The following is a 23931-nucleotide window of genomic DNA, read 5'->3' as shown; positions in this document are numbered from 1 at the left end:
ATTCAAGCCTCGATCGGTTGAAGATAATCACCAAGCTCACGCTCGACGATGCGGCGCACATGAGCCAGCGCCTCGGCTGTATAAACCAGCGCCGGCACGCGCCCCCACACCGGGCCAGGCCATGCCACATCGCTCTGGCGTCGCACGATCACATGCATGTGCAACTGGCTCACGACGTTGCCCAGGGTCGCGACATTCATCTTGTCGGCATCGAACAGCCCGTCGAGCAACTTGGCCAGCAACGTGGTCTCTTGCCAGAGTTGCTGCTGCGCCTCTTCATCAAGTTCGAATACTTCGCTGACAGCAGGACGCCGCGGCACCAGAATGAACCACGGATAGTTAGCATCCTTACTAAGTAACAAGCGACAAAGAGGTAAGTCCCCCAACGCAATCGTGTCTTGTTGCAAACGTGAATCAAGAGCAAACACAGAACAATCTCCTCGCACCTTTCAATCCCGATACCTGCACCCGGCAGGTGATTGACGCAAGGATACTCCCGATTGGAGTCACAGGCATGAGTACATGGCGCTCCATCCCGGGGCAGGCAGACCACACTGCACGCAGGAGGTCCGCTCACGCCGGTAACAAAACGCTACTTTTCGCACCAAAATAGCGCCTCGCGAACACAATCAGGACCGCCTCCTACCGAAAACTACTCACTTGTCCTACAAGCCGGTAACGTTTTGACTTCAAAGTCGATTTTTTGCTTATTCCGCGACGGCATCGACCCTCAAACCAAAAGATCTGTACACCCCCGGTTTTCGGGCACCACGCGCCCTTTGGCCAACGAAATGTGAAAATTTCATCAACGCACCGCGCAATTGAGCACGCTTGTTGCATTCATCTCTGCCCAACGTCGGCATGGCGCCTGCATAAGCAAGCCAAGTGCGACAAATAACAACAGCTGCAAGGGCAACCAGGGAGTTTTGGCATCAAAGGCTTGGCGTGATTGCGCTGCCTTTGCTGCTCTGCGAAACAGCGCTGTAGTTGAACGCACCGGTCATGCCGGGGCGTAATTTGCGACAGGGATTTAACCGTTTGCGACGGGAACATAAAGTTAATGAAAGGTTCCTTTCGCAAGTATCGCCAACGACAGTCAGCGTGATATACATTTCGCCGACTCAAAAAAGAAAGAGCCGCCCCATAAAAAAACCAGGGGGCAAGGCCGTAATCTTCCAAAACCAAAGGAGCAAATCACGATGCGCGTGATGAAGTGGAGCATAATCGCCCTGGCCGTAGCGGCAGGCACCTCGCAGCTGGCCATGGCGTCTTCTCAGGATGAATCCAAGGGGTTTGTAGAAGACAGCAGCTTGAACGTCAAACTTCGCAACCTGTACTTCAGCCGTGACTACCGCAACGTCCCCAACACCGAGCAGAGCCGCGCTGCAGAGTGGGGCCAAGGCTTCATCGGCACCTTCGAGTCGGGCTTCACCCAAGGCACCATCGGCGTCGGCGTCGACGCAATCGGCATGCTGGGTCTGAAACTGGACGGCGGCAAGGGCACTGCCGGCACCGGCCTGTTCCCGACCGGCTCCGACGAACGCTCGCAGGACGACTACTCCAAAGGCGGCGCAGCCATCAAGTTCCGGATTTCCGACACCGTCCTGAAAGTGGGTGACCAGTTCACCTCACTGCCAGTGCTGGCCACCGACGACAGCCGCCTGCTGCCTGAAATGGCCCAGGGCGCGTTGATCACCAGCAACGAAATCAAGGGGCTGACGCTCAACGCCGGTCGCTTCACCAGCATCACCGCACAAGACCAGACCAACCGTGACGGCGGCATCCACCTGACCAAGGCCGACGTACTGGGCGGCACCTACGCGTTCAGCGACGAGCTCAGCACCAGCCTCTACTACTCCAAGGTCGAAGACTACTGGCGCAAATACTACGCCAACGTGAACTGGAGCCTGCCGATCAACGACGAGCAGGGCCTGGTGTTCGACTTCAACTTCTACAACACCAAGAGCACCGGCGCCGCGCTGGAAAAAGCCTACGACGGCGACAAGATCGACAGCCGTGCATTCAGCCTGTCCGCCGCCTACACCATCGGCGCGCACACCTTCACCCTGGCGCACCAGCGCATCAGCGGCGACGGCGGCTACGCCTACGGCGTCGACGGCGGCGGTACCGTGTTCCTGGCCAACTCGGTGGCACGTTCGGACTTCAACTCCGAAGACGAGAAATCCTGGCAGGCTCGCTACGACATCAACATGGCCACCTTCGGCGTACCGGGCCTGAGCTTCATGACCCGCTACATCCGTGGTACCGATGCCAACGTTTCCTCCGGCAACAACGGCAAAGAGTGGGAACGCGACATCGAAGCCAAGTACGTACTGCAGGAAGGCCCGGCCAAAGACCTGAGCTTCCGCGTTCGCCAGGCCACCTACCGCTCCAGCGATGCGGTGTACAACAACTCGTCGCCTTCGATCGACGAACTGCGCCTGATCGTCGAGTACCCGCTGAGCATCCTGTAAGCCTTCCGGCTCACGGACCCCAGCTCGAAAAAGCCCGGCCCTGCCGGGCTTTTTCTTTTGTGTTGATGCACTTGGCGCAGTTTCCCGCGCCACCATCCTATACGTCACCGAATCGCCCCCGTACAATGCGGGGTCATTTCAGTTAAGCAACCGACAACGGCCTACCATGCGCACCAGTCAATATTTGCTCGCCACACAGAAAGAAACCCCTTCCGACGCGGTCGTCATCAGCCACCAGCTCATGCTGCGTGCCGGCATGATCCGCAAGCTCGCATCCGGCCTTTATACCTGGCTGCCGATGGGCCTTCGCGTGATGCGCAAGGTCGAAGCCGTGGTACGCGAGGAAATGAACGCCGCAGGCGCCCTGGAAGTGCTGATGCCGGCCATTCAGCCCGCTGAACTGTGGCAAGAGTCCGGCCGCTGGGAGCAGTACGGCCCCGAGCTGCTGCGCCTGAAGGACCGTCATGGTCGCGAGTTCTGCGTGGGGCCTACCCACGAAGAGGTCATCACCGACCTCGCGCGCAACGAGCTGAGCAGCTATAAACAGCTGCCACTGAACATGTACCAGATCCAGACCAAGTTCCGCGACGAGATCCGTCCGCGCTTCGGCCTGATGCGCGGTCGCGAGTTCATCATGAAGGATGCCTACTCCTTCCATGCCGACCAGGCGTCCCTGCAGCAAACCTATGACCGCATGCACCAGGCGTACTGCAATGTGTTCACCCGACTGGGCCTGGATTTCCGCCCCGTGCAGGCCGACACCGGCTCGATCGGTGGCAGCTGGTCCCACGAATTCCACGTGCTGGCCGAGTCCGGTGAAGACGACGTGATCTTCAGCGACAGCTCCGACTACGCCGCCAACATCGAGAAGGCCGAAGCAATCCCGCGGGAAACCGTGCGCCCTGCCCCCACCGAGGAGCTGCGCCTGGTCGATACCCCGGACGCGAAAACCATCGCCGCCCTGGTCGAAAACTACGGCGTGCCGATCGAGCGCACCGTCAAGACCCTGATCGTGCATGCCGCCGAAGAAGGCAAGCTGATTGCCCTGATCGTCCGCGGCGACCACGAGCTCAACGAAATCAAGGCTGCCAACCTGCCACAGGTGGCCAGCCCGCTGGTGATGGCCAGCGACGCCGAACTGCGCGACGCCATCGGCGCCGGCGCCGGTTCCCTGGGCCCGCTGAACCTGCCGCTGCCGTGCATCATCGACCGTTCCGTGGCCTTCATGAGCGACTTCGGCATCGGTGCCAACATCGACGACAAGCACTATTTCGGCGTGAACTGGGAGCGCGACCTGCCTGTACCGGAAATCGCCGACCTGCGCAACGTGGTAGCCGGCGACCCGAGCCCGGACGGCAAGGGTACGCTGATGATCAAGCGCGGTATCGAAGTCGGGCACATCTTCCAGCTGGGCACCAAGTACAGCGAAGCACTCAAGTGCCAGGTGCTGGGCGAGAACGGCAAGCCGGTGACCCTGGCCATGGGCTGCTACGGCATTGGTGTTTCGCGCGTGGTCGCCGCTGCCATCGAGCAGAACTACGACGACAAGGGCATCATCTGGAGCGATAGCCTCGCGCCATTCCAGATCGCCCTGGTACCGCTGCGCTACGAAACCGCTGAAGTGCGCGAAGCCACCGACAAGCTCTACGCCGAGCTGACAGCCGCCGGTTTCGAAGTACTGCTGGACGACCGTGACAAGAAAACCAGCCCGGGGATCAAGTTCGCCGACATGGAACTGATCGGCATCCCGCACCGCATCGTGGTCAGCGACCGGGGCCTGGCCGAAGGCAACCTGGAATACAAGTACCGCAAGGACAGCGAGGCCCAGGCCTTGCCCGTGGCCGAGGTGCTGTCGTTCCTGCAAGCCCGTATTCGTCGCTGATAGCCAACACAAGAGTAGCCATGTTCAAGCGAATCACCTTCGGAGGCGCCGCCCTGTGCGGCGCCGTGCTGCTCAGCGGCTGCGCCAACCAGATGTCCCAGCGCAGCGAGCATGAGGAGCGGATCGAGCGCAAGCTGCTCGAGCACAGCCTGCAGATCGATGTCGGAGAGCCCAAGGTACTCGAGCTGCCGCAACGGCGCGTGCGCGTTCACGAACAGAAGAACTTCGAAGTCACCGAATTCGAAGTGACCCGTCGTTATGATCGCTACACGCCCTACCAACCCTGGCGCGAAATCTACGAGATCCCGCTGGGCGCAGTGGCCGTGGTTGCCGGTATCGGCGCCAATGTGGTCAATGTGTTCGCACTGGGCAACCTGCCCGACAGCGTGACCCATGACTGGCTCAGCTATGGCGTGGCCGGGCTCAACCCGTTCATGAACGTGCAGTCCAACGGCCGCGCACAACAGAACCTGGCCAGTATCAGCGAAGTGCAGAAGGACAAACGCCAGGAGTACACCAGCCTGCCGTGGGGCGAACGCCCGGTCGAGGTCAAGGCTGGCAAGCTCACCCACGAGCTGACCACCGACCGCAATGGTGTGTTGCGCCTGAACCTGCTCGACAGCCCGTTCACCGAACAGAACCTGACCCAGGTGGGCACCTTGCACCTGGCCGTGGCCGATGAAGAAAACAACGTGCGTGCCGACGCCAGCCTGCTGCTCAGCCCAACGCTGCGCGGCAAACTGGTCGAAGCCCATGAGCTGATCTACGACGACCTTGAAGACGACGAGGTGAGCGAGTGGGTGCACCGGGTCAAGCGCTTGTCCGAACTCGGCCTGGAAGAGGAAGCCAGCGAGCTGGAACAGAGCCTGATCGAGCTGACCCGCAATGATCCGGAGCTGCAACAGGAGTTTCTCAAGGCGCTGACCAGGGATGCCGGCCGCCTGGTGGCAGACCCCGGCGCGAAGTAGCTCCAGCACCATGAACGCCAGGCATCGACCACGATGCCTGGCGTTTCACTCGGGCGTGAACAGCTCCAGCTGAACATGCGCCCCGCGCAAGTCGTGCAACCGCACGCCAATTCCCAGCAACCTGACCGGCTTGGCGCCACGCGCGAAAGCTTGGCTGAGCAGTTGCCGGTAGCTTTCAAGATCACGCCCCGCCCCCGCCTGCTCCAGGGTGGTCTGGGTGAAGTCATGGAACTTGACCTTGACGAACGGCTTGCCCGGCCGGTAACTGTCGTCGATCCGGGCCATGCGACCGCCCAGCGATTCCAGCAGTTCAGGCAGTTTTTCAAGGCAGCTGGCCAGGTCCGGCAGGTCGCTGTCGTAGGTGTTCTCGACGCTCACCGACTGGCGCCGGCTGTCGTTGTGCACCACCCGCTCGTCAATGCCGCGCGCCAGCCCGTAAAGACGCTCGCCGAAACTGCCGAACTCGCGGACCAGGGCCAGGCGGTCCCACTCGCGCAGATCCTTGCAATCGACAATGCCCAGGCGCCCCAGCTTGTCAGCCGTGACCTTGCCAACTCCATGCAGCTTGGTCACTGGCAAGCAGGCGACGAAGTCTTGCACCTGTGCCGGGGTAATCACGAACAAGCCGTTGGGTTTGCGCCAGTCACTGGCAATCTTGGCCAGGAACTTGTTGGGCGCCACCCCCGCCGATACCGTGATGTGCAGGCGCTGGGACACCCGCCGGCGAATGTCGTCGGCAATGCGCGTGGCACTGCCGGAAAACTTCGGGCTGTCGGATACGTCCAGATAGGCTTCATCCAGCGACAATGGCTCGATCAGCTCGGTGTACTCGCGGAAGATGTTGTGAATCTCCCGCGAGGCTTCCTTATAGGCATCCATGCGCGGCTTGACGATGGTCAGGTCGGGGCACAGCTTCAACGCGTGGTGCGACGACATCGCAGAGCGTACGCCAAAGGCCCGCGCTTCGTAGTTGCAGGTAGCAATCACCCCGCGCCGGTCGGCCGAGCCACCCACGGCCAGAGGCTTGCCGGCCAGCCGCGGGTCGTCGCGCATCTCGATGGCTGCGTAGAAACAGTCGCAATCGATGTGGATGATCTTGCGTTGGGACATGGATGACCGTTAACACCGTTGATTCGTACGCGCAGTATCTCACTCGTCACCACCGGCTGCACCCTGCACCCGTCACCCCGGGCAAATGCCCTGCAGCCCCCGCCTTAGCGCGCCCGCAGCCAGATCACAAACGCTAAGCAATTGAACAAAAAAGGATTTCTGGATTTTAGCGGTTGACACGTTCTGAGATATCTGTAGAATCCACTCCACAGACGCGGGATGGAGCAGTCTGGTAGCTCGTCGGGCTCATAACCCGAAGGTCGTCGGTTCAAATCCGGCTCCCGCAACCAAACATCAGAGAAGGCCACTTGAAAAAGTGGCCTTTTTTGTTGGGCGCTGTTTGGCCCATAGCAGGTTTTTGTTGTAAATCAACAATTAAGCATTGACAGCATCTCCATACGCTGTAGAATCCGCCCCACAGACGCGGGATGGAGCAGTCTGGTAGCTCGTCGGGCTCATAACCCGAAGGTCGTCGGTTCAAATCCGGCTCCCGCAACCAAACAACAGAAAAGGCCACTTTGAAAAAAGTGGCCTTTTTTGCGTCTGGCGAAAAATACCTTCCCCTCCTCTCCATGCCCTTGCGGCAGCATGAAACTTCTTTAACTATCCTGATGGGCGCGGATCGGCATGATCGCGAGTAAGATTCAGACATTATTTTTCCATAGGGATTGGTAACTTGGTCGGATACATCGTCCAGTCGCGCGCAATCCAAAAAGGTGATTGATGCGCCCACAAACGCCCGAAGCAGAAACCCCCGTTAGCGCCGCCCAGCCCATCGCCCCGCATCGCCTGCGCTGGCTGGAACTGCTCAGCCGGTATCGTCAGCCGATCGGCCTGGCGGTCACCCTGCTACTGTTCGGCATCGCCCTGATTGCCTGTCGCCATCTGCTCAGCGAGCTGGATATCTATGCCCTGCACGACTCGCTGCTGAGTGTGCCCAAGCCCGCCCTGGCCGGTGCGCTGCTGGCCACGGTCGCAGGCTTTGTCATCCTGCTGGGCTATGAATGGTCAGCCAGCCGTTATGCCGGGGTCCGGCTGCCTTCAGCCACCCTGGCCATGGGCGGCTTCTGTGCATTCGCCATCGGCAACGCGATCGGGCTGTCGCTGCTTTCCGGAGGCTCGGTGCGTTACCGGTTGTACGCCCGCCACGGCATAGGCGGTGCCGAAGTGGCCCGCATGACGCTGTTTGCCAGCCTGTCGCTGGGCTGCGCGCTGCCGCCGCTGGCAGCGCTGGCCACCCTGAGCAACCTGCCCGCCGCGGCCATGGCGCTGCGCACGCCGGCCCCGGTACTGGCAGCCATCGCCGTCGCAGTACTGGGCCTGAGCATGGCCCTGGCCTACGGGCTGTACCGGCGTCGACTGCCGGAACAGCCGCTGGCCGACAACCTGCTGGTACGCATACACCGACGCACACTGCGCCTGCCGGGCGCGCGCCTGACCTTGCTGCAGCTGCTGATCACCGCACTGGACGTGGCCGCCGCCGCCACGGTGCTGTACCTGCTGCTGCCCGAGGCTCCGCCCTTCGGCGCGTTCCTGCTGGTGTACCTGCTGGCCCTGGCTGCCGGTGTGCTCAGCCATGTGCCCGGCGGGGTCGGGGTCTTCGAGGCCATCCTGCTGGCCGCCTTCGCCGACCAGCTGGGGGCTGCGCCACTTGCCGCTGCGCTGCTGCTGTACCGCCTGATCTATGTCGTGCTGCCGCTGCTGGTGGCCTGCGTGGTCCTGCTGGCCAGCGAAGCCAAGCGCTTTCTGTTCGCGCGCCAGGCCATGAAGGTGGCCTCCGGGCTTGCCGCACCGGTACTGGCGATTCTGGTGTTCCTGTCGGGCGTGGTGCTGTTGTTCTCCGGGGCCACGCCTGAAATCGACACGCGCCTGGAGCACCTGGGTTTCCTGGTGCCGCACCGCTTGATCGATGCCTCGCACTTCGGCGCCAGCCTGATCGGCGTGCTGTGCCTGCTGCTGGCCCAGGGCCTGCGGCGGCGCCTGTCGGCAGCCTGGATACTCACCACCGTGCTGCTGCTGGTCGGCGCCCTGCTGTCGCTGCTAAAGGGCTTCGACTGGGAAGAGGCCAGCCTGCTGACGTTTACCGCCTGCCTGCTGGCAGTGTTCCGCGGTTCGTTCTACCGGCCCAGCCGACTGCTCGAGCTGCCCTTCTCGCCGGTCTACGTGGTGGCCAGTGCCTGCGTGATCGGCGCGTCGGTGTGGCTGCTGCTGTTCGCCTACCAGGACGTGCCCTACAGCCACCAGCTGTGGTGGCAGTTCACCCTGGACGCCGATGCCCCGCGCGGGCTGCGCTCATTGCTCGGTAGCGCGGTACTGCTGGTGATCGTTGCACTGACCTGGCTGCTGCGTACCGCACGCCCGACCATCCACCTGCCTACAGGTGACGAGCTGCAACGGGCCAACCGCATCCTGCAGAGCTCCGACCAGCCCGATGGCGGCCTGGCGCTGACCGGCGACAAGGCGTTGCTGTTCCATCCTCAGGATGACGCCTTCCTGATGTACGCCCGCCGCGGGCGCAGCCTGGTGGCGTTGTACGACCCGATCGGCCCGGCCCAGCGCCGCGCCGAGATGATCTGGCAGTTTCGCGACCTGTGCGATATCCATCACGCTCGACCGGTGTTCTACCAGGTGCGTGCCGAGAACCTGCCCTTCTACATGGACATCGGCCTGACCGCGATCAAGCTGGGCGAAGAGGCCCGCGTGGACCTGCTGCGCTTCGACCTCGACGCCAAGGGCAAGGAGATGAAAGACCTGCGCTATACCTGGAACCGCGGCGGGCGCGACGGCCTGAGCCTGGAGATCCACGAGCCCGGGCAAGCCCCGCTCGAGGAATTGAAGGTGATTTCCGATGCCTGGCTCGAAGGCAAGAACGTGCGCGAAAAAGGCTTTTCGCTGGGCCGCTTCAGCGCAGAGTACCTGCAGCACTTCCGCATCGCGCTGATTCGCTTCCAGGGCCAGCCGGTGGCCTTTGCCAACCTGCTCGAAACCCACAGCCGCGAGCTGGCCAGCCTGGACCTGATGCGCGCGCACCCGCAAGCACCAAAGCTGACCATGGAGTTTCTGATGATCGGCCTGATCCAACACTACAAGACGCATGGATATGCGCGCTTCAGCCTCGGCATGGTGCCGTTGTCCGGGCTGCAGCCGCGTCGCGGCGCACCTCTGACCCAGCGCCTGGGCTCGATGGTGTTCCAGCGCGGCGAGCAACTGTACAACTTCCAGGGCCTGCGCCGCTTCAAAGACAAGTTCCAGCCTGACTGGGAACCCCGTTACATGGCCGTACCCGCCGGGCTCGATCCCCTGGTGGCCCTGGCCGATACCGCCGCCCTGATTGCAGGCGGCCTGACCGGATTGGTGAAACGCTGATGATTCGACGCTACTGGCTTCATGTACTGGCCGCCCTGGTGCTGGCCCTGCTCGCGGCGGCCCTGGGCTTCTGGCTGTGGGCCCGCCCTGCCCCGCAACCGCACCTTGAACATTTGACCCTGGCCGATGGCAGCAGCCTGGTGCGGGTTACCCCAAGCTCGCGAGGCAAGGACCTGGTGGCCGTGGCCGTGCCGCAGGACCAGGCCCTGAGCGACAAGCAACTGATCGACCTGAGCCAGAGTGCCCGCGCCCAGCTGGTACAGGTGATCCTGCCGCCGAGCGACTGCAACCTGCAGCAGCAGGCGCTGCAGCAGGCCTTGCAACAGTTGCAGGGCACGCCGACGCTGGTTGCCGGCATCGGCCCGGGAGCCGGGCTGGCCTGGAGCTGGCTGGCCGGGCAGACCAACGACAAGGCCCAGGCCATCTCCGTGGGGTTCAGCATCGAGCAGCCCGGCTGCAGCGCCGCGCTGCCCAAGTCGGCCGCCCATGGTCACTGGAACGTGGCCTGGAACGACAACCCGGATGACGCCAGCGCCGCCTTCGTGCGCGACCAGGCCAATGCACAGACCAGCATCAGCGATTACGACATCCACCTGCCCCAGGTGCTCAAGGCCCAACTGACCCAGGCCCTGCTGGGCGTGGATGGCAATGCATTGAGCATTCCGGTGGTGGAGGTACCGGCCGGCCAGACCACCGACACCGTGACGCTGTTCCTGTCCGGCGATGGCGGCTGGCGCGACCTTGACCGCGACGTGGCGGGCGAGATGGCCAAGCTGGGCTACCCGGTGGTGGGCATCGATACCCTGCGCTACTACTGGCAGCACAAGACACCGGAGCAGAGCGCAGTCGACCTGTCCGAGCTGATGCAGCACTACCGCCAGAAGTGGGGCACCAAACGCTTCGTACTGACCGGCTATTCATTCGGTGCCGACGTGCTGCCGGCGATCTACAACCGCTTGCCACCCGAAGACCAGAAGCGCATCGATGCGGTGATTCTGCTGGCGTTCGCGCGCAGTGGCAGTTTCGAGATCGAGGTCGAGGGCTGGCTGGGCAATGCCGGCAAAGAGGCGCCAACCGGGCCTGAGATGGCCAGGATGCCGCCGAGCAAGGTGCTGTGCATCTATGGTGAAGAAGAGGCCGATGAAAGCGGCTGCACCGACCATACCGCCGTGGGTGAGCGCGTGAAGCTGCCCGGCGGGCACCACTTCGACGAAAACTACCCGGCCCTGGCCAAACGCCTGATCAGCGAGATCGAAACGCGCCAGGGAAAGTCCAGCGTCGCTGAACAGTAGAAGCCTCGCCGGCAAGGCCGGCTCCTGCAACGGATCGCATCCTGCAGGAGCCGCCTTGGCGGCGAAAGGTCCCGCTAGATCTCCACCTGCGTACCCAGCTCGATCACCCGGTTCAATGGCAGGTTGAAGAACCTCAGGTTGCCGTTGGCATTCTTCAGCAGGAAGGCAAACAGCACCCCACGCCAGCGCGACATGCCCACCAGCTTGGATGCGATCACCGTCTCGCGGCTGAGGAAGTAGGTGGTGCGCATGGGGCTGAAATCCAGCTCGTCCAGGTGACACAGCTTCAACGCCGCCGGCACGTCCGGCTCGTCCATGAAGCCGAAATGCAGGATCACCCGGTAGAACCCCTCGCCATACCCCTCCACCTCGAAACGCCGCTGTGGCGGTACCCGCGGTGAATCCTCGTTGACCACGGTGAGCAACACCACCTGGCGGTGCAGCACCTGGTTGTGCAGCATGTTGTGCAGCAGCGCATGGGGCACCGCGTCCGAACGCGCGGTCAGGAACACCGCCGTACCTTCCACACGGTGCGGCGGCTGCACGCGGATGCTGGCGATGAACACCGGCAATGGCAACGCGCCCTCATCCAGGCGCTCCACCAGGATCTGCTTGCCGCGCTTCCAGGTGGTCATCAGGATGAACAGCGCAATCCCTGCCAGCACCGGGAATGCCCCGCCCTGCAGCACCTTGGGCACGTTGGCGGCAAAGAACAGCCCGTCGACGAACAGAAAGCCCAGCAGTACCGGTACCGCCAGCAGCGGTGGCCACTTCCACAGCAGCAACATCACCGCCGACACCAGGATGGTGGTGATCAGCATGGTCCCGGTTACCGCAACGCCATAGGCCGACGCCAGCGCGCCGGAGGACTCGAAGCCCAGCACCAGCAGGATCACTCCGACCATCAGCGACCAGTTGACCGCCCCGATGTAGATCTGCCCCTGCTCGTCGCTGGAGGTGTGCTGGATCTGCATGCGCGGCACATAACCAAGCTGGATGGCCTGTCGGGTGAGGGAGAAGGCCCCGGAAATCACCGCCTGGGAAGCGATCACGGTGGCCAGGGTGGCCAGCCCGACCAGCGGCACCAGCGCCCAGCCGGGGGCCAGCAGGTAGAACGGGTTGCGTGCCGCTTCGGGGTTCTCCAGCAGCAATGCGCCCTGACCGAAATAGTTGAGCACCAGCGCCGGCAGCACCAGCGCGAACCAGGCTCGCGCGATCGGTTTGCGGCCAAAATGCCCCATGTCGGCGTACAAGGCCTCGGCCCCGGTCAGCGCCAGCACCACGGCGCCCAGAATCGCCACGCCCATGCCGGGGTGGACGATGAAGAAGCGCACGGCCCAGATCGGGTTGAGCGCCTGCAGCACTTCGGGGCGCTGGACGATGCCGTGCACGCCCAGGGCCGCCAGCACCACGAACCAGGCCACCATCACCGGCCCGAACAGAATGCCGATGCGCGCGGTACCGTGCTTCTGGATCAGAAACAGCGCCACCAGCACGACCAGCGCCACCGGTATCACCCAGTGATCGATGCCATCGAACGCCAGTTGCATGCCTTCGACCGCCGACAGCACCGAAATCGCCGGGGTGATCATGCTGTCGCCATAGAACAGCGCCGCACCGAACAAGCCGAACACCACCAGCAGCGCACGCAATCTGGGATAAGGTGCAGCCGCTCGTCGGGCCAGCGCGGTCAGGGCCATGATGCCACCCTCCCCCTGGTTGTCCGCGCGCAGGATGAACAGCACGTACTTGATCGACACCACCCAGATCAGCGACCACAGGATCAACGCCAGGATGCCCAGTACACCATCATGGTTGACCGGCACCCCATAGCCGCCGGAGAAGACTTCCTTGAGGGTATACAAGGGGCTGGTACCGATATCGCCGTATACCACCCCGACTGCCGCCACCAGCAGGCTCAGCGGCTTTGCCGCCGTATGCCCGGCATTGGCCTGACTGCTTGCCTGAACCATCAACCACTCCCGCAACCAAGACCCAGAGGCCGGCGAAATTCGCGCCAGGCGCTATCATTTTTGCAACCCGTCGCAGCGTGCCGAACGCAGCGCTGAACGACGCGGGAGCGATGGCGCGAAGCATAGCGCAGCGTTCGTCGCATTTCTGCTAGTCAAGCGCGTTGTGCCTCGCTAGAATTGCGCACTTTTTGATCAGAGGCGCCCCAAAGCGCCCGTCAGGGCTGCCACCTTCGCGTGCCAAGCAGCCCCTCTACACCGAGGTTAACCATGTCCACCACCGCCACGCCCACCACGCCAAAGGTCGGCTTCGTTTCCCTGGGTTGCCCCAAAGCCCTGGTCGATTCCGAGCGCATCCTGACCCAGCTGCGCATGGAAGGCTATGAAGTCGTGCCCACCTACGAGGATGCCGACGTGGTGGTGGTCAACACCTGTGGCTTCATCGACTCGGCCAAGGCCGAATCGCTGGAAGTGATCGGCGAGGCCATCAAGGAAAACGGCAAGGTCATCGTTACCGGCTGCATGGGTGTCGACGCCAACAACATTCGCGACGTGCACCCCAGCGTGTTGTCGGTGTCCGGGCCGCAGCAGTACGAGCAGGTAGTCAACGCCGTGCACGAAGTGGTACCACCACGTCAGGACCACAATCCGCTGATCGACCTGGTGCCGCCCCAGGGTGTCAAGCTGACCCCGCGTCACTACGCCTACCTGAAGATTTCCGAAGGCTGCAACCACACCTGCAGCTTCTGCATCATTCCGTCGATGCGTGGCAAGCTGGTCAGCCGCCCGGTGGGCGAGGTGCTGAGCGAGGCCGAGCGCCTGGTCAAGGCCGGAGTCAAGGAGCTGCTGGTGATCTCCCAGGACACCAGCGCCTACGGCGTCGACGTCAAGTACAAGACCGACTTCTGGAACGGCCGCCCGGTCAAGACGCGCATGCTCGAGCTGTGCGAAGCGCTCAGCAGCCTGGGCGTGTGGGTGCGCCTGCACTATGTGTACCCGTACCCGAACGTCGATGACGTGATCCCGCTGATGGCCGCCGGCAAGCTGCTGCCGTACCTGGACATCCCGTTCCAGCACGCCAGCCCCAAGGTGCTCAAGTCGATGAAGCGCCCTGCCTTCGAAGACAAGACCCTGGCACGCATCAAGAAATGGCGCGAACAGTGCCCGGAGCTGATCATCCGCTCCACCTTCATCGTCGGCTTCCCCGGCGAGACCGAGGAAGACTTCCAGTACCTGCTCGACTGGCTCACCGAAGCTCAGCTCGACCGCGTCGGCTGCTTCCAGTACTCGCCCGTCGAAGGCGCACCGGCCAACGACCTGGACCTGCCCGTGGTTCCTGATGACGTCAAGCAGGACCGCTGGGATCGCTTCATGGCCCACCAGCAGGCCATCAGCAGCGCACGCCTGCAACTGCGCATCGGCAAGCGCATCGAAGTGCTGATCGACGAAGTGGAGGAGCAGGGCTCGGTGGGCCGCAGCTTCTTCGACGCCCCGGAGATCGACGGCAATGTGTTCATCGACGGCGACCACGGCTTCAAGCCGGGGGACAAGGTCTGGTGCGTCGTCACCGATGCCGACGAATACGACCTGTGGGCCGAGCCTGTCTGACGCTTTGCGGCCTGGAAAAGCCCTGCCATCATGGCGGGGCTTTTTATTGGACTATCGTGTCCAGTACGGACACCCCAGGAGACCCTGCGATGCGCGCGCATTCCACCGTGCAAACCCCTAGCCCCCACGACTACCCTCGCCTGCTGCAGGTATGGGAAGCCTCGGTACGTGCCACCCACGATTTTCTCCCCGACAGCTACATCGTGCTGCTGCGTGAACTGGTGCCCAAGTACCTGGATGCAGTGATGCTGATCTGCTGCAAGGACAGCCAGCAACGCATCACCGGCTTTGCCGGTGTAGCGGCCGGGCGTGTCGAAATGCTGTTCGTCGACCCGCAGTATCGCGGTCAGGGCATCGGCAAGCAGTTACTGCGACATGCCATCAATGAGCTGAACGCCGATGAGCTCGACGTCAACGAGCAGAATCCCCAGGCCATCGGTTTCTATGCCAGCCAAGGCTTCGAAGTCATCGGGCGCTCGGAAAAGGACGGCATGGGCAAACCCTACCCCCTGCTTCACCTCAGGCTAGGTCGTACACAGTCTGCGAGCGCGGGCTGAAGGACGCTGTAAGGCCGATCCGAAAATCATCCCCTCACGGCATTAATAGCCGCCCGGCACGAATGTAGCCGGGCCTTCGCCCGCCCGGGCGGTTACAATGGGCGCCTTTCCCTGTGCCACGGCCGCCGTCATGTCTGAACCCATTCGTCTTTCCAAACGCCTTATCGAACTGGTCGGCTGCTCCCGACGGGAGGCCGAACTCTATATCGAAGGCGGTTGGGTGACCGTTGACGGCAACGTCGTCGACGAGCCACAGCTCAAGGTCGACGGCCAGGTCGTCGCCCTGCTGCCGGGCGCCAAGGCCGAAGCCCTGGAACCGGTAACCCTGCTGCTGCACCAGGCCGCCGACCAGGACAGCGAAAGCGCTCGCCTGAGCATGACCCCGGCCACCTTGTCCGAGGCCCACGCCGAAGGGCATCGCCCGCTCAAGGGCCACTTTGCCCGGCTGACCTGCGTCGCCGAGCTGCAACAGGGCGCCAGCGGCCTGCAGGTGTACAGCCAGGACTGGCGTGCCGTGCGCAAGGTCACCTCGGACCTGGCCAAGCTGGAGCAGGAGTATGTGGTCGAGGTCAGCGGCGAGATGGTTGCCCATGGCCTCGAACGCCTTAACCGCGGTTTCACCTGGAAGGGCCAGGAACTGCCCCGCATCAAGGCCAGCTGGCAGAACGAGACGCGCCTGCGCATGGTGCTGAAAAACCCGGCGCCGGGGCTGATCGAGCTGCTGTGCCGCAGTGTCGGTGTCAGCGTGGTCAGCATGCGCCGTATCCGCCTGGGCGGCGTGGCCATGAGCAAGCTGCCGCTGGGCCAGTGGCGCTACCTGTCCAGCAAAGAAAAATTCTAGGCCTCGCCACTCGGGCGTTGCCACTTGATCAGGATTGTCCAATGATTCACAACGATGTGCTGCGCAGCCTGCGCTACATGCTGGATATCAGCGATGCCAAAATGGCAGAGATCACCCGCATCAACGGTTTTGACGTCAGCGATGCCGACATTGCCAGCTACCTGAAAAAAGACGAGGAAGAAGGCTTTGTGCGCTGCCCGGACGAGGTCATCGCGCATTTTCTCGATGGCCTGGTGGTGTTCAAGCGTGGTCGCGACGAGAGCCGCCCGCCTCTGCCGGTCGAACTGCCGGTCACCAACAACATCATCCTGAAAAAACTGCGGGTGGCCTTCGAGCTCAAGGAAGACGACCTGCATGCCATTCTCAAGGCGGCGGATTTTTCGGTATCCAAGCCTGAACTCAGCGCCCTGTTCCGCAAGGTCGGCAACAGCAACTACCGCCCCTGTGGCGACCAGTTGCTGCGCAACTTCCTCAAGGGCCTGACCCTGCGAGTGCGTGGCTGATTCGATCATGGCCTACAATGTCGAGCCAGTCGGCTACGTGCGCTCCTGCTTCAAGGAGAAGTTCGCCATCCCGCGCCAACCGCAGCTGGCTCCGGCTGCGCGCGGGGTGCTGGAGCTGGTATCGCCTTTCGATCAGGGGGAAGCGGTTGCCGGGCTAGAGCAGGTCAGCCACGTGTGGCTGCTGTTCCTGTTTCATCAGGCCCTGGAAGAGAAGCCGCGCCTGAAGGTGCGCCCGCCGCGCCTGGGCGGCAACACGTCGATGGGCGTGTTCGCCACCCGCGCCACCCACCGGCCAAACGGCATCGGGCAGTCGGTGGTGAAGCTGGAGGGCGTCGAGGCCGGGCGACTGCTGCTGTCGGGCATCGACCTGCTGGACGGCACGCCGGTCATCGATATCAAGCCCTATGTACCCTATGCCGACAGCGTAGCCGGGGCGGTCAATCACATGGCCAGCGCCCCGCCTGCGCCGATCACGGTGCAGTGGAGCGACTCGGCACTGCAGCAGGCCCATGCGCATGCGCTGCGTCTCGCAGAGCCGTTGGTGGAGCTGATAGAACAATGCCTGGCACAGGATCCACGCCCGGCCTATCAGGTGCCCCCGGTCGAGCGCGTGTACGGGGTCAGGTTCTGGGACGTGCAGGTACGCTGGCACTACCCTCAGCTGGATACGATCCGGGTGCTGGAGGTGGTGCGCGAGGCGTAGGGCCGGCGCCCGCGAGGTCGCAGGAACGCCGCGCCGGCGAATGCCACACCACAAATCCCGGGCAAAAAAAAACGCAGACCAAGGTCTGCGTTTTTTATTGGTGCTGTCTGCTTACTTCTCGACGAACGCACGCTCGATCAGATAGTCACCTGGCTCGCGCATGCGCGCGGAGACTTTCAGGCCGAAGCTGTTCAGGACTTCGCTGGTTTCATCCAGCATGCTCGGGCTACCGCAGATCATCGCACGATCGTCCTGCGGGTTGATCGGCGGCAGGCCGATGTCGCTGAACAGTTTGCCGCTGCGCATCAGGTCAGTCAGGCGTCCCTGGTTCTCGAACGGCTCGCGGGTGACGGTGGGGTAGTAGATCAGTTTTTCACGCAGCGCCTCACCGAAGAACTCGTTCTGCGGCAGGTGCTCGGTGATGAACTCGCGATAGGCCACTTCGTTGACGTAGCGCACACCGTGGACCAGGATCACTTTCTCGAAGCGCTCGTAGGTTTCCGGGTCCTGGATGACGCTCATGAACGGTGCCAGGCCAGTGCCGGTGCTCAGCAGGTACAGGTGCTTGCCCGGGTTCAGGTCATCCAGCACCAGGGTGCCGGTAGGCTTCTTGCTGATGATGATCTCGTCGCCTTCCTTCAGGTGCTGCAACTGCGAGGTCAGCGGGCCGTCCGGCACCTTGATGCTGAAGAACTCCAGATGCTCTTCCCAGTTAGGGCTGGCGATCGAATAGGCGCGCATGAGCGGGCGGCCGTTAGGCTGTTGCAGGCCGATCATCACGAACTGACCGTTCTCGAAGCGCAGGCCCGGGTCGCGGGTGCACTTGAAGCTGAACAGGGTGTCGTTCCAGTGATGAACACTGAGGACACGTTCGTGGTTCATGTTGCTCATGTACGGGGGCTCCTGAAAAATAACGCAGCGCTGACCGTGAGCGCGATTGCGCGATAGTTTAGTGCGAGCGACAATATCTGTTAAATGAATTATCAAGATATGTCTTATCGGTTATATAGATATGCGATTTACACTGCGTCAACTTCAGGTCTTCGTGGCCGTCGCGCAACACCAGAGCGTCTCCCGTGCGGCCGGGATACTGGCGCTGTCGCAGTCGGCTGCGAGCACCTCCATCACCGAGCTTGAACGGCAATCCAGCTGTCAGCTGTTCGATCGTGCCGGCAAGCGCCTGAGCCTCAATGCACTGGGGCACCAGCTGCTGCCCCAGGCCGTGGCCCTGCTCGACCAGGCCAAGGAAATCGAGGACCTGCTCAACGGCAAGTCCGGCTTCGGCTCTCTGGCAGTGGGCGCCACACTGACCATCGGCAACTACCTGGCCACCTTGCTGATCGGCAGCTTCATGCAGGTTCACCCGGAGAGCCAGGTCAAACTGCATGTACAGAACACCGCCCATATCGTGCATCAGGTCGCGCACTATGAAATTGATCTGGGTCTTATAGAAGGCGATTGCAACCACCCCGACCTGGAGGTTCAGCCCTGGGTCGAGGACGAACTGGTGGTGTTCTGCGCGCCGCAGCACCCCTTGGCGCTCAAGGGTCGCGCCAGCCTTGAGGAACTGACCCATGAAGCCTGGATTCTGCGCGAGCAGGGTTCAGGCACGCGCCTGACCTTTGACCAGGCGATGCGCCACCATCGCTCGACACTCAACATCCGCCTGGAACTGGAACATACCGAAGCGATCAAGCGCGCGGTGGAATCAGGGCTCGGGATCGGCTGCATTTCACGTCTGGCGCTGCGCGATGCGTTTCGTCGCGGCAGCCTGGTGGCGGTGGAAACCCCCGACCTGGACCTGGCGCGGCAGTTCTACTTCATCTGGCACAAGCAGAAGTACCAGACCTCGGCGATGCGCGAGTTTCTGGAGTTGTGCCGCAACTTTACTGCCGGGGTACGACGCAGCGACGAAATCGTGCTGCCGCACATTGCCTAGAGCAGAATCACCGCCCACACCACCGCCACGATGCTCAACGCCACGAACTGGGCAGCACTGCCCATGTCCTTGGCGTTCTTGGACAACGGGTGGCGGTCCAGGGAAATACGATCGATCGCGGCTTCCACGGCAGAGTTGAGCAGCTCGACGATCAGCCCCAGCAGGCACACCGCGATCAGGATCGCGCGCTCGGCACGGCTTACATCCAGCCAGAAGGCGACCGGGATCAGCATCACGTTGAGCAGCACCAACTGACGAAACGCCGCTTCGCCGGTAAAGGCGGCGCGCAGGCCGTCGAACGAATAGCCGGCGGCGTTGAACACTCGTTTAAGGCCGGTCTGGCCCTTGAAAGGCGACATAGAAAGCCACTTGAACCCAATGAGGAGCGGTGCAGGCTAGTGCACGCCGAGTCAAAAAAGCGTGAAGGCCAGTGGCCTTAATTCGTTGAAACCGATTCCAATTGTTGCAGCAACAACGCGGCCTGGGTGCGCGTACGCACGCCCAGCTTGCGGAAAATCGCGGTGACGTGGGCCTTGATGGTGGCCTCCGACACGCTCAGCTCATAGGCAATCTGCTTGTTCAGCAGGCCTTCGCACACCATGGTCAACACGCGGAATTGCTGTGGGGTAAGGCTGGCCAGGCCCTCGCTGGCGGCCTTGGCTTCAGCGGACACATCGATCTTCTCGAAGGCTTGCGGCGGCCACCAGACATCGCCATCGAGCACTTTCTTGACCGCGTCCTGAATCTGCTCCAGCGGGCTGGATTTTGGGATAAAGCCGCTGGCACCGAATTCTCGGGACTTTACCACCACGGCCGCCTCTTCCTGGGCCGAGACCATCACCACCGGGATTTGCGGATACTGACCGCGCAGCAGCACCAGCCCCGAGAAACCATAGGCACCGGGCATGTTCAGGTCCAGCAGCACCAGGTCCCAGTCGTTTTTCTCGGCCAGGCGGGTTTCCAGTTCGGCGATGCTTGCCACCTCAACCAGTCGAACGTCCGGACCTAGGCCCAGGGTAACGGCCTGGCGCAGCGCACTGCGAAACAGCGGGTGGTCATCGGCAATCAGGATTTCGTATGTGGCCATCGATCTAATGATCCTGTTCTGTGCAGGCGCAGCCAGCGTGGGGGCGCCTGGCGGGGCAGCTCAAGGGCATCGGGCGGCAGTGCCGGAAGCCAAAAAGGCACGTCGGGGCCAGGAAAACAGCATTCAAGCCTTCGTCGTGCCCGAATCGGCGCCAAGGATGCCGAGCCCGGACCGGGTGGTCAAGTTCAAAGCCCGGTGGTTGTCTCGTAGCCCATGGCGCCAGTGCACACATTATGAAGCAAAGTGGCGTACTTGCCCCTTGAACTATAGGAAGGGCCGCAGTTTTTGGTGCACGGCATCGTCTTCATCCAGCACAAGCCTGTTCTTGGCGCCCAGATAATGGGTGCTGAATACGTCCAGATAGGCATCCAGTGCCTGCGAGGCCTGCTGGTCATCGGCCAGCTCCAGACACATGGCTGCCACTTCAGCGGTACAGAAATGGTCGTCGCGCCGCGAGCGGCGCAATGTGTAGCGCGAGATCTGTTCAGGCTGCAGATTGAGCACCGGGAACCGTTCCAGGTACGGGCTTTTGCGAAACATCTTGCGGGCTTCGGGCCACGTGGCATCCAGCAGAATGAACAGCGGGCGCTTGCCCGACGCTGGGGCGACGCTGCTGACCACTCGCTCCGGCGCCACGAATTCACCCGGGAAAACGATGTAGGGCTGCCACTGTGGATCATCGAGCAGCGCCTGCAACTGTGCATCCACCGCCTTGCGTTCCCAGGCAAACGCCGTGGTGTCACCGATCACGTCGGCAATCAGCCAGCCCGTGTTCGTAGGCTTGAGTGGTTCGGTGTCATGCATGAGCAGGCAAATGCCCGAGTGCGCCTGCACCCGCGGGCGCCAGGCACACAGACAGTATTCGGGGATTACCCGGCAGCCGGGACAGCGTGGCGCACGCGAGCCGCGCGCGACGAAGGGTTTGACACTGCGCGCCAGGCGCTCGGCGCGCAGGCGCGAGACGGCATGGCTCATGACAGGGCGCAACGGTGGCAATGGGGATGGCAATAAAGGCAGGGCACGACGCAGGCTCAGCGAGACTAAAACCCCGGCAGTTTACCAGAGCCCGCCTCCACTGGCCGTATTTGCCGTGCAGCCTTGCGCGCTACTCCCTTATAATCTCCAGCCTGTACAGACCTGCCAGTACTGCCATAGCGCCTGTGACGGAACACTGCGCGCAATGACCGGTCAAATCGCCAGTTATCGAACCAGGAGAGATTCATGCTGCGTTTCATTGCCCCATCCTTGAGCCTGTTGCTTGCCCTGCCGTTGGGCGCGCATGCCGTCTCCAAGCAAGAGTACGCCCTGAACCAGAAGCTTCAAGAAGTCGCCAAGGAAAGCAGCGTGGGTACCCCTCGGGCAATCAACGAAGACATCCTCGATCAGGGCTACACTGTCGAAGGCAACCAGTTGATCAACCACCTCAGCGTTCGCGCCGGCCATGCACAAAAAATGCAGCAAAACCCGGAAGTCATGCGCGGCCAACTGGGAGACAGCGTGTGCCGTAACACCGGCTTTCGCCAGTTGATGGACCGCGGTGCTGTGCTGACCTACCGTTTCACCGAGTACAAAACCAACCGCCCGGTGATCGACCAGTCGTTCAACAAGGCCAGTTGCGTTTCCGGGCAGAAGAAGAAGTAACCAGCGTTCTCTGTTGCGCCGCTGCTCGCCATCGGCGCGCAGCTCAGCGATCAAGGCCTGAATGTGACGCGTACTCTACGCACGGTCACTACAGGCCTTGTCACTTCAGGCCCCGGTTGTTGGCCTGTACTGCGCAGTTCGGGCCCGGCTTGTCCGCCCGGCTCCCACCTGAACATCATGTACAGCCCATTGCCTGCCGCGTCCTCGCGAGCCCACGATCGACACCGGCATAACCCTGCGACAAGGTCTAGATTTATAGCCAGGACCTTTCACTTTGCGGACAAGCAGAGGGGCCTGACCGATGTGCGGCCAGGCCGAAGGTTTTGCTGCAAAAGGAGAAGTTGAATGCCGTACCAGACCAACGAATTGCTAGCCAACCATTTCAAGAACAATGCAATCGACCTGACCCACCTCGAACAACAGCTCAACCTGGTCGCCCCCAACAGCCCCAACCTGCCACTGTACCGGGACATGATGCTGACCGTGTTGCGCATGGCGCACGATGACAGCGACCGCTGGAGCGCCAAGATCACCCTGCAGGCACTGCGTGAACTCGACCACGCCTTCCGTGTGCTGCACCAGTACAAGGGGCGACGCAAGGTCACCGTGTTCGGCTCGGCACGCACCCCGGTCGAACACCCCATGTATGCCCTGGCCCGCGAGCTGGGTGCGACCCTGGCGCGCTCGGACCTGATGGTGATCACCGGGGCCGGGGGCGGCATCATGGCTGCGGCTCACGAAGGCGCAGGCGTCGACAACTGCCTGGGCTTCAACATCACCCTGCCCTTCGAGCAGCACGCCAATGCCACGGTGGATGGAACGGACAAGTTGCTGCCGTTCCACTTCTTTTTCATTCGCAAGCTGTTCTTCGTCAAGGAAGCTGACGCGCTGGTATTGTGCCCGGGCGGTTTCGGCACCCTGGACGAGGCCCTGGAAGTGCTGACACTGATCCAGACCGGCAAGAGTCCGCTGGTGCCGGTGGTACTGCTCGACTCACCGGGGGGGACCTTCTGGCAGGATGCACTGGACTTCATTACCCGCCAGCTGGAAGGCAATCGCTACATCCTGCCGAACGATCTGAAGCTGGTGCGCCTGGTGAACAACGCCGACGATGCGGTAGCGGAAATCAACCAGTTCTACAGCAACTACCACTCCAGCCGCTGGCTGAAGAACCAGTTCGTGATTCGCACACACCACCCGCTCAGCGAAGCGGCCCTGCTCGACATCCAGCAGTCCTTCGCCGACCTGCGCCTGAGTGGCGACTTCCATCAGCACGCCTATGCAGGCGAGGAGCATGACGAGGCACAATTCAGCCACTTGTCACGCCTGGCTTTTGCCTTCAATGGACGCGATCAGGGCCGCCTGCGCGAGCTGGTAGACTTCATCAACCGCTCGGAAAACTGGGCAAAGCCTCAGCACAATGAAGCCCCGCAACGGGAACGTGAACCCCTCAAGGTCACCTGAAAAGCCACACCGTGAACATGCCTGGCCTACCCCCTTTCGGGGTCGGCCATCGCTCAATCGTCCAGGCTGCGACCACTCAGCACACGACCGACCATCTCCATGGAAAAACCACGGTAGACCAGAAAACGGGTTTGCTGTGCGCGACTGCGCGGATCGGAGGGCAGTTGCCCGAAAAACTTGCGTTGCCATACATCGATCAGCAGGCTTTGCCAGTCGATGCCGCACTCACGCAAGGCCTGTTCGATATCACTACGCTGCAAACCGCGCTGACTGAGCTCTTCACGGATACGCGCAGGGCCATAGCCCGAACGGGAGCGGTAACTGATGAAACTTTCGAGATAGCGCGCTTCGCTGAGCAGGCCCTCTTCCGTCAGACGGTCGAGTTCCTGGTCGATCAATTCGGGCTCAGCGCCGCGCTGACGCAACTTGCGCGTCAGCTCGACACGACCATGCTCGCGTCGCGCGAGCAGGTCCATAGCTGTCCGCCTTACGGCGACGGGGGTATCGAGTACGACGGACATGGTCT

General features: G+C 62.3%; 21 protein-coding genes and 2 tRNA genes. 15 read left to right on the top strand and 8 right to left on the bottom strand.

Features of this window, described 5'->3' with window-relative positions; all coding sequences use genetic code 11:
• Window positions 1-2 precede the first annotated feature (2 nt).
• The gene (locus CR917_RS08430; RefSeq protein ID WP_043864250.1) at window positions 3-428 is read right to left on the bottom strand and encodes an HIT domain-containing protein; all 426 of its coding nucleotides are present in this window, start codon (window positions 426-428) and stop codon (window positions 3-5) included.
• Window positions 429-1199: 771 nt separating this feature from the next.
• On the opposite strand from CR917_RS08430, the gene CR917_RS08425 reads away from it, so the two are divergent.
• From CR917_RS08425 to CR917_RS08415, 3 genes are all read left to right on the top strand, one after another.
• The gene (locus CR917_RS08425; protein ID WP_043864251.1) at window positions 1200-2474 is read left to right on the top strand and encodes an OprD family porin; all 1275 of its coding nucleotides are present in this window, start codon (window positions 1200-1202) and stop codon (window positions 2472-2474) included.
• Between the two features lie 166 nt (window positions 2475-2640).
• Window positions 2641-4356: a proline--tRNA ligase gene (locus CR917_RS08420; protein WP_043864252.1), complete on the top strand. Its 1716-nt coding sequence runs from the start codon at window positions 2641-2643 to the stop codon at window positions 4354-4356.
• Window positions 4357-4376: 20 nt separating this feature from the next.
• Entirely contained in the window at window positions 4377-5324 is a 948-nt protein-coding gene (locus CR917_RS08415; RefSeq protein WP_043864253.1) for a lipoprotein, read from the top strand.
• A 45-nt stretch (window positions 5325-5369) separates the two neighbouring features.
• On the opposite strand, the gene dinB is transcribed toward CR917_RS08415, so the two are convergent.
• Complete coding sequence (gene dinB, locus CR917_RS08410) at window positions 5370-6434, bottom strand: DNA polymerase IV (protein WP_043864254.1); 1065 nt, start codon at window positions 6432-6434, stop codon at window positions 5370-5372.
• Window positions 6435-6647: 213 nt separating this feature from the next.
• On the opposite strand from dinB, the gene CR917_RS08405 reads away from it, so the two are divergent.
• The 4 genes from CR917_RS08405 to CR917_RS08390 all read left to right on the top strand — a co-directional run bounded on the left by CR917_RS08405 (window position 6648) and on the right by CR917_RS08390 (window position 11092).
• A tRNA-Met gene (locus tag CR917_RS08405) sits at window positions 6648-6724 on the top strand.
• A gap of 132 nt (window positions 6725-6856) precedes the next feature.
• A tRNA-Met gene (locus tag CR917_RS08400) sits at window positions 6857-6933 on the top strand.
• A 224-nt stretch (window positions 6934-7157) separates the two neighbouring features.
• Window positions 7158-9800, top strand: a complete 2643-nt coding sequence (mprF, locus tag CR917_RS08395; RefSeq protein ID WP_104572123.1) for a bifunctional lysylphosphatidylglycerol flippase/synthetase MprF — start codon at window positions 7158-7160, stop codon at window positions 9798-9800.
• Window positions 9800-11092, top strand: coding sequence for a virulence factor family protein (locus CR917_RS08390; RefSeq protein ID WP_088514482.1), 1293 nt, complete (start codon window positions 9800-9802; stop codon window positions 11090-11092). The genes mprF and CR917_RS08390 overlap by 1 nt, the downstream gene beginning before the upstream one ends.
• 74 nt (window positions 11093-11166) lie before the next feature.
• On the opposite strand, the gene CR917_RS08385 is transcribed toward CR917_RS08390, so the two are convergent.
• Window positions 11167-13065 (bottom strand): potassium transporter Kup, encoded by a 1899-nt coding sequence (locus tag CR917_RS08385; RefSeq protein WP_043864257.1) that lies wholly within the window; start codon window positions 13063-13065, stop codon window positions 11167-11169.
• Window positions 13066-13332: 267 nt separating this feature from the next.
• On the opposite strand from CR917_RS08385, the gene rimO reads away from it, so the two are divergent.
• From rimO to tsaA, 5 genes are all read left to right on the top strand, one after another.
• Window positions 13333-14670: a 30S ribosomal protein S12 methylthiotransferase RimO gene (gene rimO, locus CR917_RS08380; protein ID WP_058541505.1), complete on the top strand. Its 1338-nt coding sequence runs from the start codon at window positions 13333-13335 to the stop codon at window positions 14668-14670.
• A gap of 89 nt (window positions 14671-14759) precedes the next feature.
• Window positions 14760-15227 carry an acetyltransferase gene (locus CR917_RS08375; protein ID WP_104572122.1) on the top strand — a complete coding sequence of 156 codons (468 nt, stop codon included), beginning with the start codon at window positions 14760-14762 and terminating at the stop codon, window positions 15225-15227.
• A gap of 130 nt (window positions 15228-15357) precedes the next feature.
• Window positions 15358-16068: an rRNA pseudouridine synthase gene (locus CR917_RS08370; protein ID WP_043864303.1), complete on the top strand. Its 711-nt coding sequence runs from the start codon at window positions 15358-15360 to the stop codon at window positions 16066-16068.
• A 41-nt stretch (window positions 16069-16109) separates the two neighbouring features.
• The gene (locus tag CR917_RS08365; protein WP_104572121.1) at window positions 16110-16571 is read left to right on the top strand and encodes a DUF1456 family protein; all 462 of its coding nucleotides are present in this window, start codon (window positions 16110-16112) and stop codon (window positions 16569-16571) included.
• 7 nt (window positions 16572-16578) lie between these two features.
• Entirely contained in the window at window positions 16579-17274 is a 696-nt protein-coding gene (gene tsaA, locus CR917_RS08360) for a tRNA (N6-threonylcarbamoyladenosine(37)-N6)-methyltransferase TrmO (protein WP_104572120.1), read from the top strand.
• A 111-nt stretch (window positions 17275-17385) separates the two neighbouring features.
• Here the strand turns inward: tsaA and fpr are convergent, their stop codons facing one another.
• A complete protein-coding gene (gene fpr / locus CR917_RS08355; protein ID WP_043864261.1) occupies window positions 17386-18165 on the bottom strand; it encodes a ferredoxin-NADP reductase in 780 nt (259 codons plus the stop codon).
• A 121-nt stretch (window positions 18166-18286) separates the two neighbouring features.
• Between fpr and CR917_RS08350 the strand changes: the two genes are divergently transcribed.
• The gene (locus CR917_RS08350; protein WP_043864262.1) at window positions 18287-19213 is read left to right on the top strand and encodes a LysR family transcriptional regulator; all 927 of its coding nucleotides are present in this window, start codon (window positions 18287-18289) and stop codon (window positions 19211-19213) included.
• Here CR917_RS08350 and CR917_RS08345 read toward each other — a convergent pair.
• The 3 genes from CR917_RS08345 to CR917_RS08335 all read right to left on the bottom strand — a co-directional run bounded on the left by CR917_RS08345 (window position 19210) and on the right by CR917_RS08335 (window position 21275).
• Window positions 19210-19572 carry a diacylglycerol kinase gene (locus CR917_RS08345; RefSeq protein WP_104572119.1) on the bottom strand — a complete coding sequence of 121 codons (363 nt, stop codon included), beginning with the start codon at window positions 19570-19572 and terminating at the stop codon, window positions 19210-19212. The two genes, CR917_RS08350 and CR917_RS08345, sit on opposite strands and share 4 nt — an antisense overlap.
• A gap of 77 nt (window positions 19573-19649) precedes the next feature.
• Entirely contained in the window at window positions 19650-20300 is a 651-nt protein-coding gene (gene erdR / locus CR917_RS08340) for a response regulator transcription factor ErdR (RefSeq protein ID WP_054914978.1), read from the bottom strand.
• Between the two features lie 264 nt (window positions 20301-20564).
• Window positions 20565-21275, bottom strand: coding sequence for a tRNA-uridine aminocarboxypropyltransferase (locus tag CR917_RS08335; protein WP_043864265.1), 711 nt, complete (start codon window positions 21273-21275; stop codon window positions 20565-20567).
• A gap of 246 nt (window positions 21276-21521) precedes the next feature.
• Here CR917_RS08335 and CR917_RS08330 point away from each other — a divergent pair, with 246 nt between their 5' ends.
• Together CR917_RS08330 and CR917_RS08325 are read left to right on the top strand one after the other, a co-directional pair.
• Window positions 21522-21941 carry a quorum-sensing-regulated virulence factor family protein gene (locus tag CR917_RS08330; RefSeq protein WP_043864266.1) on the top strand — a complete coding sequence of 140 codons (420 nt, stop codon included), beginning with the start codon at window positions 21522-21524 and terminating at the stop codon, window positions 21939-21941.
• A 345-nt stretch (window positions 21942-22286) separates the two neighbouring features.
• A complete protein-coding gene (locus CR917_RS08325; RefSeq protein WP_104572118.1) occupies window positions 22287-23405 on the top strand; it encodes an LOG family protein in 1119 nt (372 codons plus the stop codon).
• Between the two features lie 53 nt (window positions 23406-23458).
• On the opposite strand, the gene recX is transcribed toward CR917_RS08325, so the two are convergent.
• The gene (gene recX, locus CR917_RS08320) at window positions 23459-23926 is read right to left on the bottom strand and encodes a recombination regulator RecX (protein WP_104572117.1); all 468 of its coding nucleotides are present in this window, start codon (window positions 23924-23926) and stop codon (window positions 23459-23461) included.
• Window positions 23927-23931 lie beyond the last annotated feature (5 nt).

The sequence above is a fragment of the Pseudomonas sp. BRM28 genome, from assembly GCF_002939405.1.
Classification (GTDB): domain Bacteria; phylum Pseudomonadota; class Gammaproteobacteria; order Pseudomonadales; family Pseudomonadaceae; genus Aquipseudomonas; species Aquipseudomonas palmensis.
The sequence above is the reverse complement of the archived record's forward strand: the minus strand, read 5'-3'. Positions and strand labels throughout refer to the sequence as shown.

Excerpts from the sequence above, each read along its gene's own strand:
- mprF (WP_104572123.1), top strand. The coding sequence starts at position 7,158 with ATGCGCCCACAAACGCCCGAAGCAGAAACCCCCGTTAGCGCCGCCCAG.
- CR917_RS08425 (WP_043864251.1), top strand. The coding sequence starts at position 1,200 with ATGCGCGTGATGAAGTGGAGCATAATCGCCCTGGCCGTAGCGGCAGGC.
- CR917_RS08365 (WP_104572121.1), top strand. The coding sequence starts at position 16,110 with ATGATTCACAACGATGTGCTGCGCAGCCTGCGCTACATGCTGGATATC.
- CR917_RS08390 (WP_088514482.1), top strand. The coding sequence starts at position 9,800 with ATGATTCGACGCTACTGGCTTCATGTACTGGCCGCCCTGGTGCTGGCC.
- CR917_RS08325 (WP_104572118.1), top strand. The coding sequence starts at position 22,287 with ATGCCGTACCAGACCAACGAATTGCTAGCCAACCATTTCAAGAACAAT.
- recX (WP_104572117.1), bottom strand. The coding sequence starts at position 23,926 with ATGTCCGTCGTACTCGATACCCCCGTCGCCGTAAGGCGGACAGCTATG.
- fpr (WP_043864261.1), bottom strand. The coding sequence starts at position 18,165 with ATGAGCAACATGAACCACGAACGTGTCCTCAGTGTTCATCACTGGAAC.
- CR917_RS08385 (WP_043864257.1), bottom strand. The coding sequence starts at position 13,065 with ATGGTTCAGGCAAGCAGTCAGGCCAATGCCGGGCATACGGCGGCAAAG.
- CR917_RS08335 (WP_043864265.1), bottom strand. The coding sequence starts at position 21,275 with ATGAGCCATGCCGTCTCGCGCCTGCGCGCCGAGCGCCTGGCGCGCAGT.
- CR917_RS08345 (WP_104572119.1), bottom strand. The coding sequence starts at position 19,572 with ATGTCGCCTTTCAAGGGCCAGACCGGCCTTAAACGAGTGTTCAACGCC.
- rimO (WP_058541505.1), top strand. The coding sequence starts at position 13,333 with ATGTCCACCACCGCCACGCCCACCACGCCAAAGGTCGGCTTCGTTTCC.
- CR917_RS08330 (WP_043864266.1), top strand. The coding sequence starts at position 21,522 with ATGCTGCGTTTCATTGCCCCATCCTTGAGCCTGTTGCTTGCCCTGCCG.
- CR917_RS08370 (WP_043864303.1), top strand. The coding sequence starts at position 15,358 with ATGTCTGAACCCATTCGTCTTTCCAAACGCCTTATCGAACTGGTCGGC.
- CR917_RS08350 (WP_043864262.1), top strand. The coding sequence starts at position 18,287 with ATGCGATTTACACTGCGTCAACTTCAGGTCTTCGTGGCCGTCGCGCAA.
- tsaA (WP_104572120.1), top strand. The coding sequence starts at position 16,579 with ATGGCCTACAATGTCGAGCCAGTCGGCTACGTGCGCTCCTGCTTCAAG.
- CR917_RS08420 (WP_043864252.1), top strand. The coding sequence starts at position 2,641 with ATGCGCACCAGTCAATATTTGCTCGCCACACAGAAAGAAACCCCTTCC.
- CR917_RS08375 (WP_104572122.1), top strand. The coding sequence starts at position 14,760 with ATGCGCGCGCATTCCACCGTGCAAACCCCTAGCCCCCACGACTACCCT.
- CR917_RS08415 (WP_043864253.1), top strand. The coding sequence starts at position 4,377 with ATGTTCAAGCGAATCACCTTCGGAGGCGCCGCCCTGTGCGGCGCCGTG.
- dinB (WP_043864254.1), bottom strand. The coding sequence starts at position 6,434 with ATGTCCCAACGCAAGATCATCCACATCGATTGCGACTGTTTCTACGCA.
- erdR (WP_054914978.1), bottom strand. The coding sequence starts at position 20,300 with ATGGCCACATACGAAATCCTGATTGCCGATGACCACCCGCTGTTTCGC.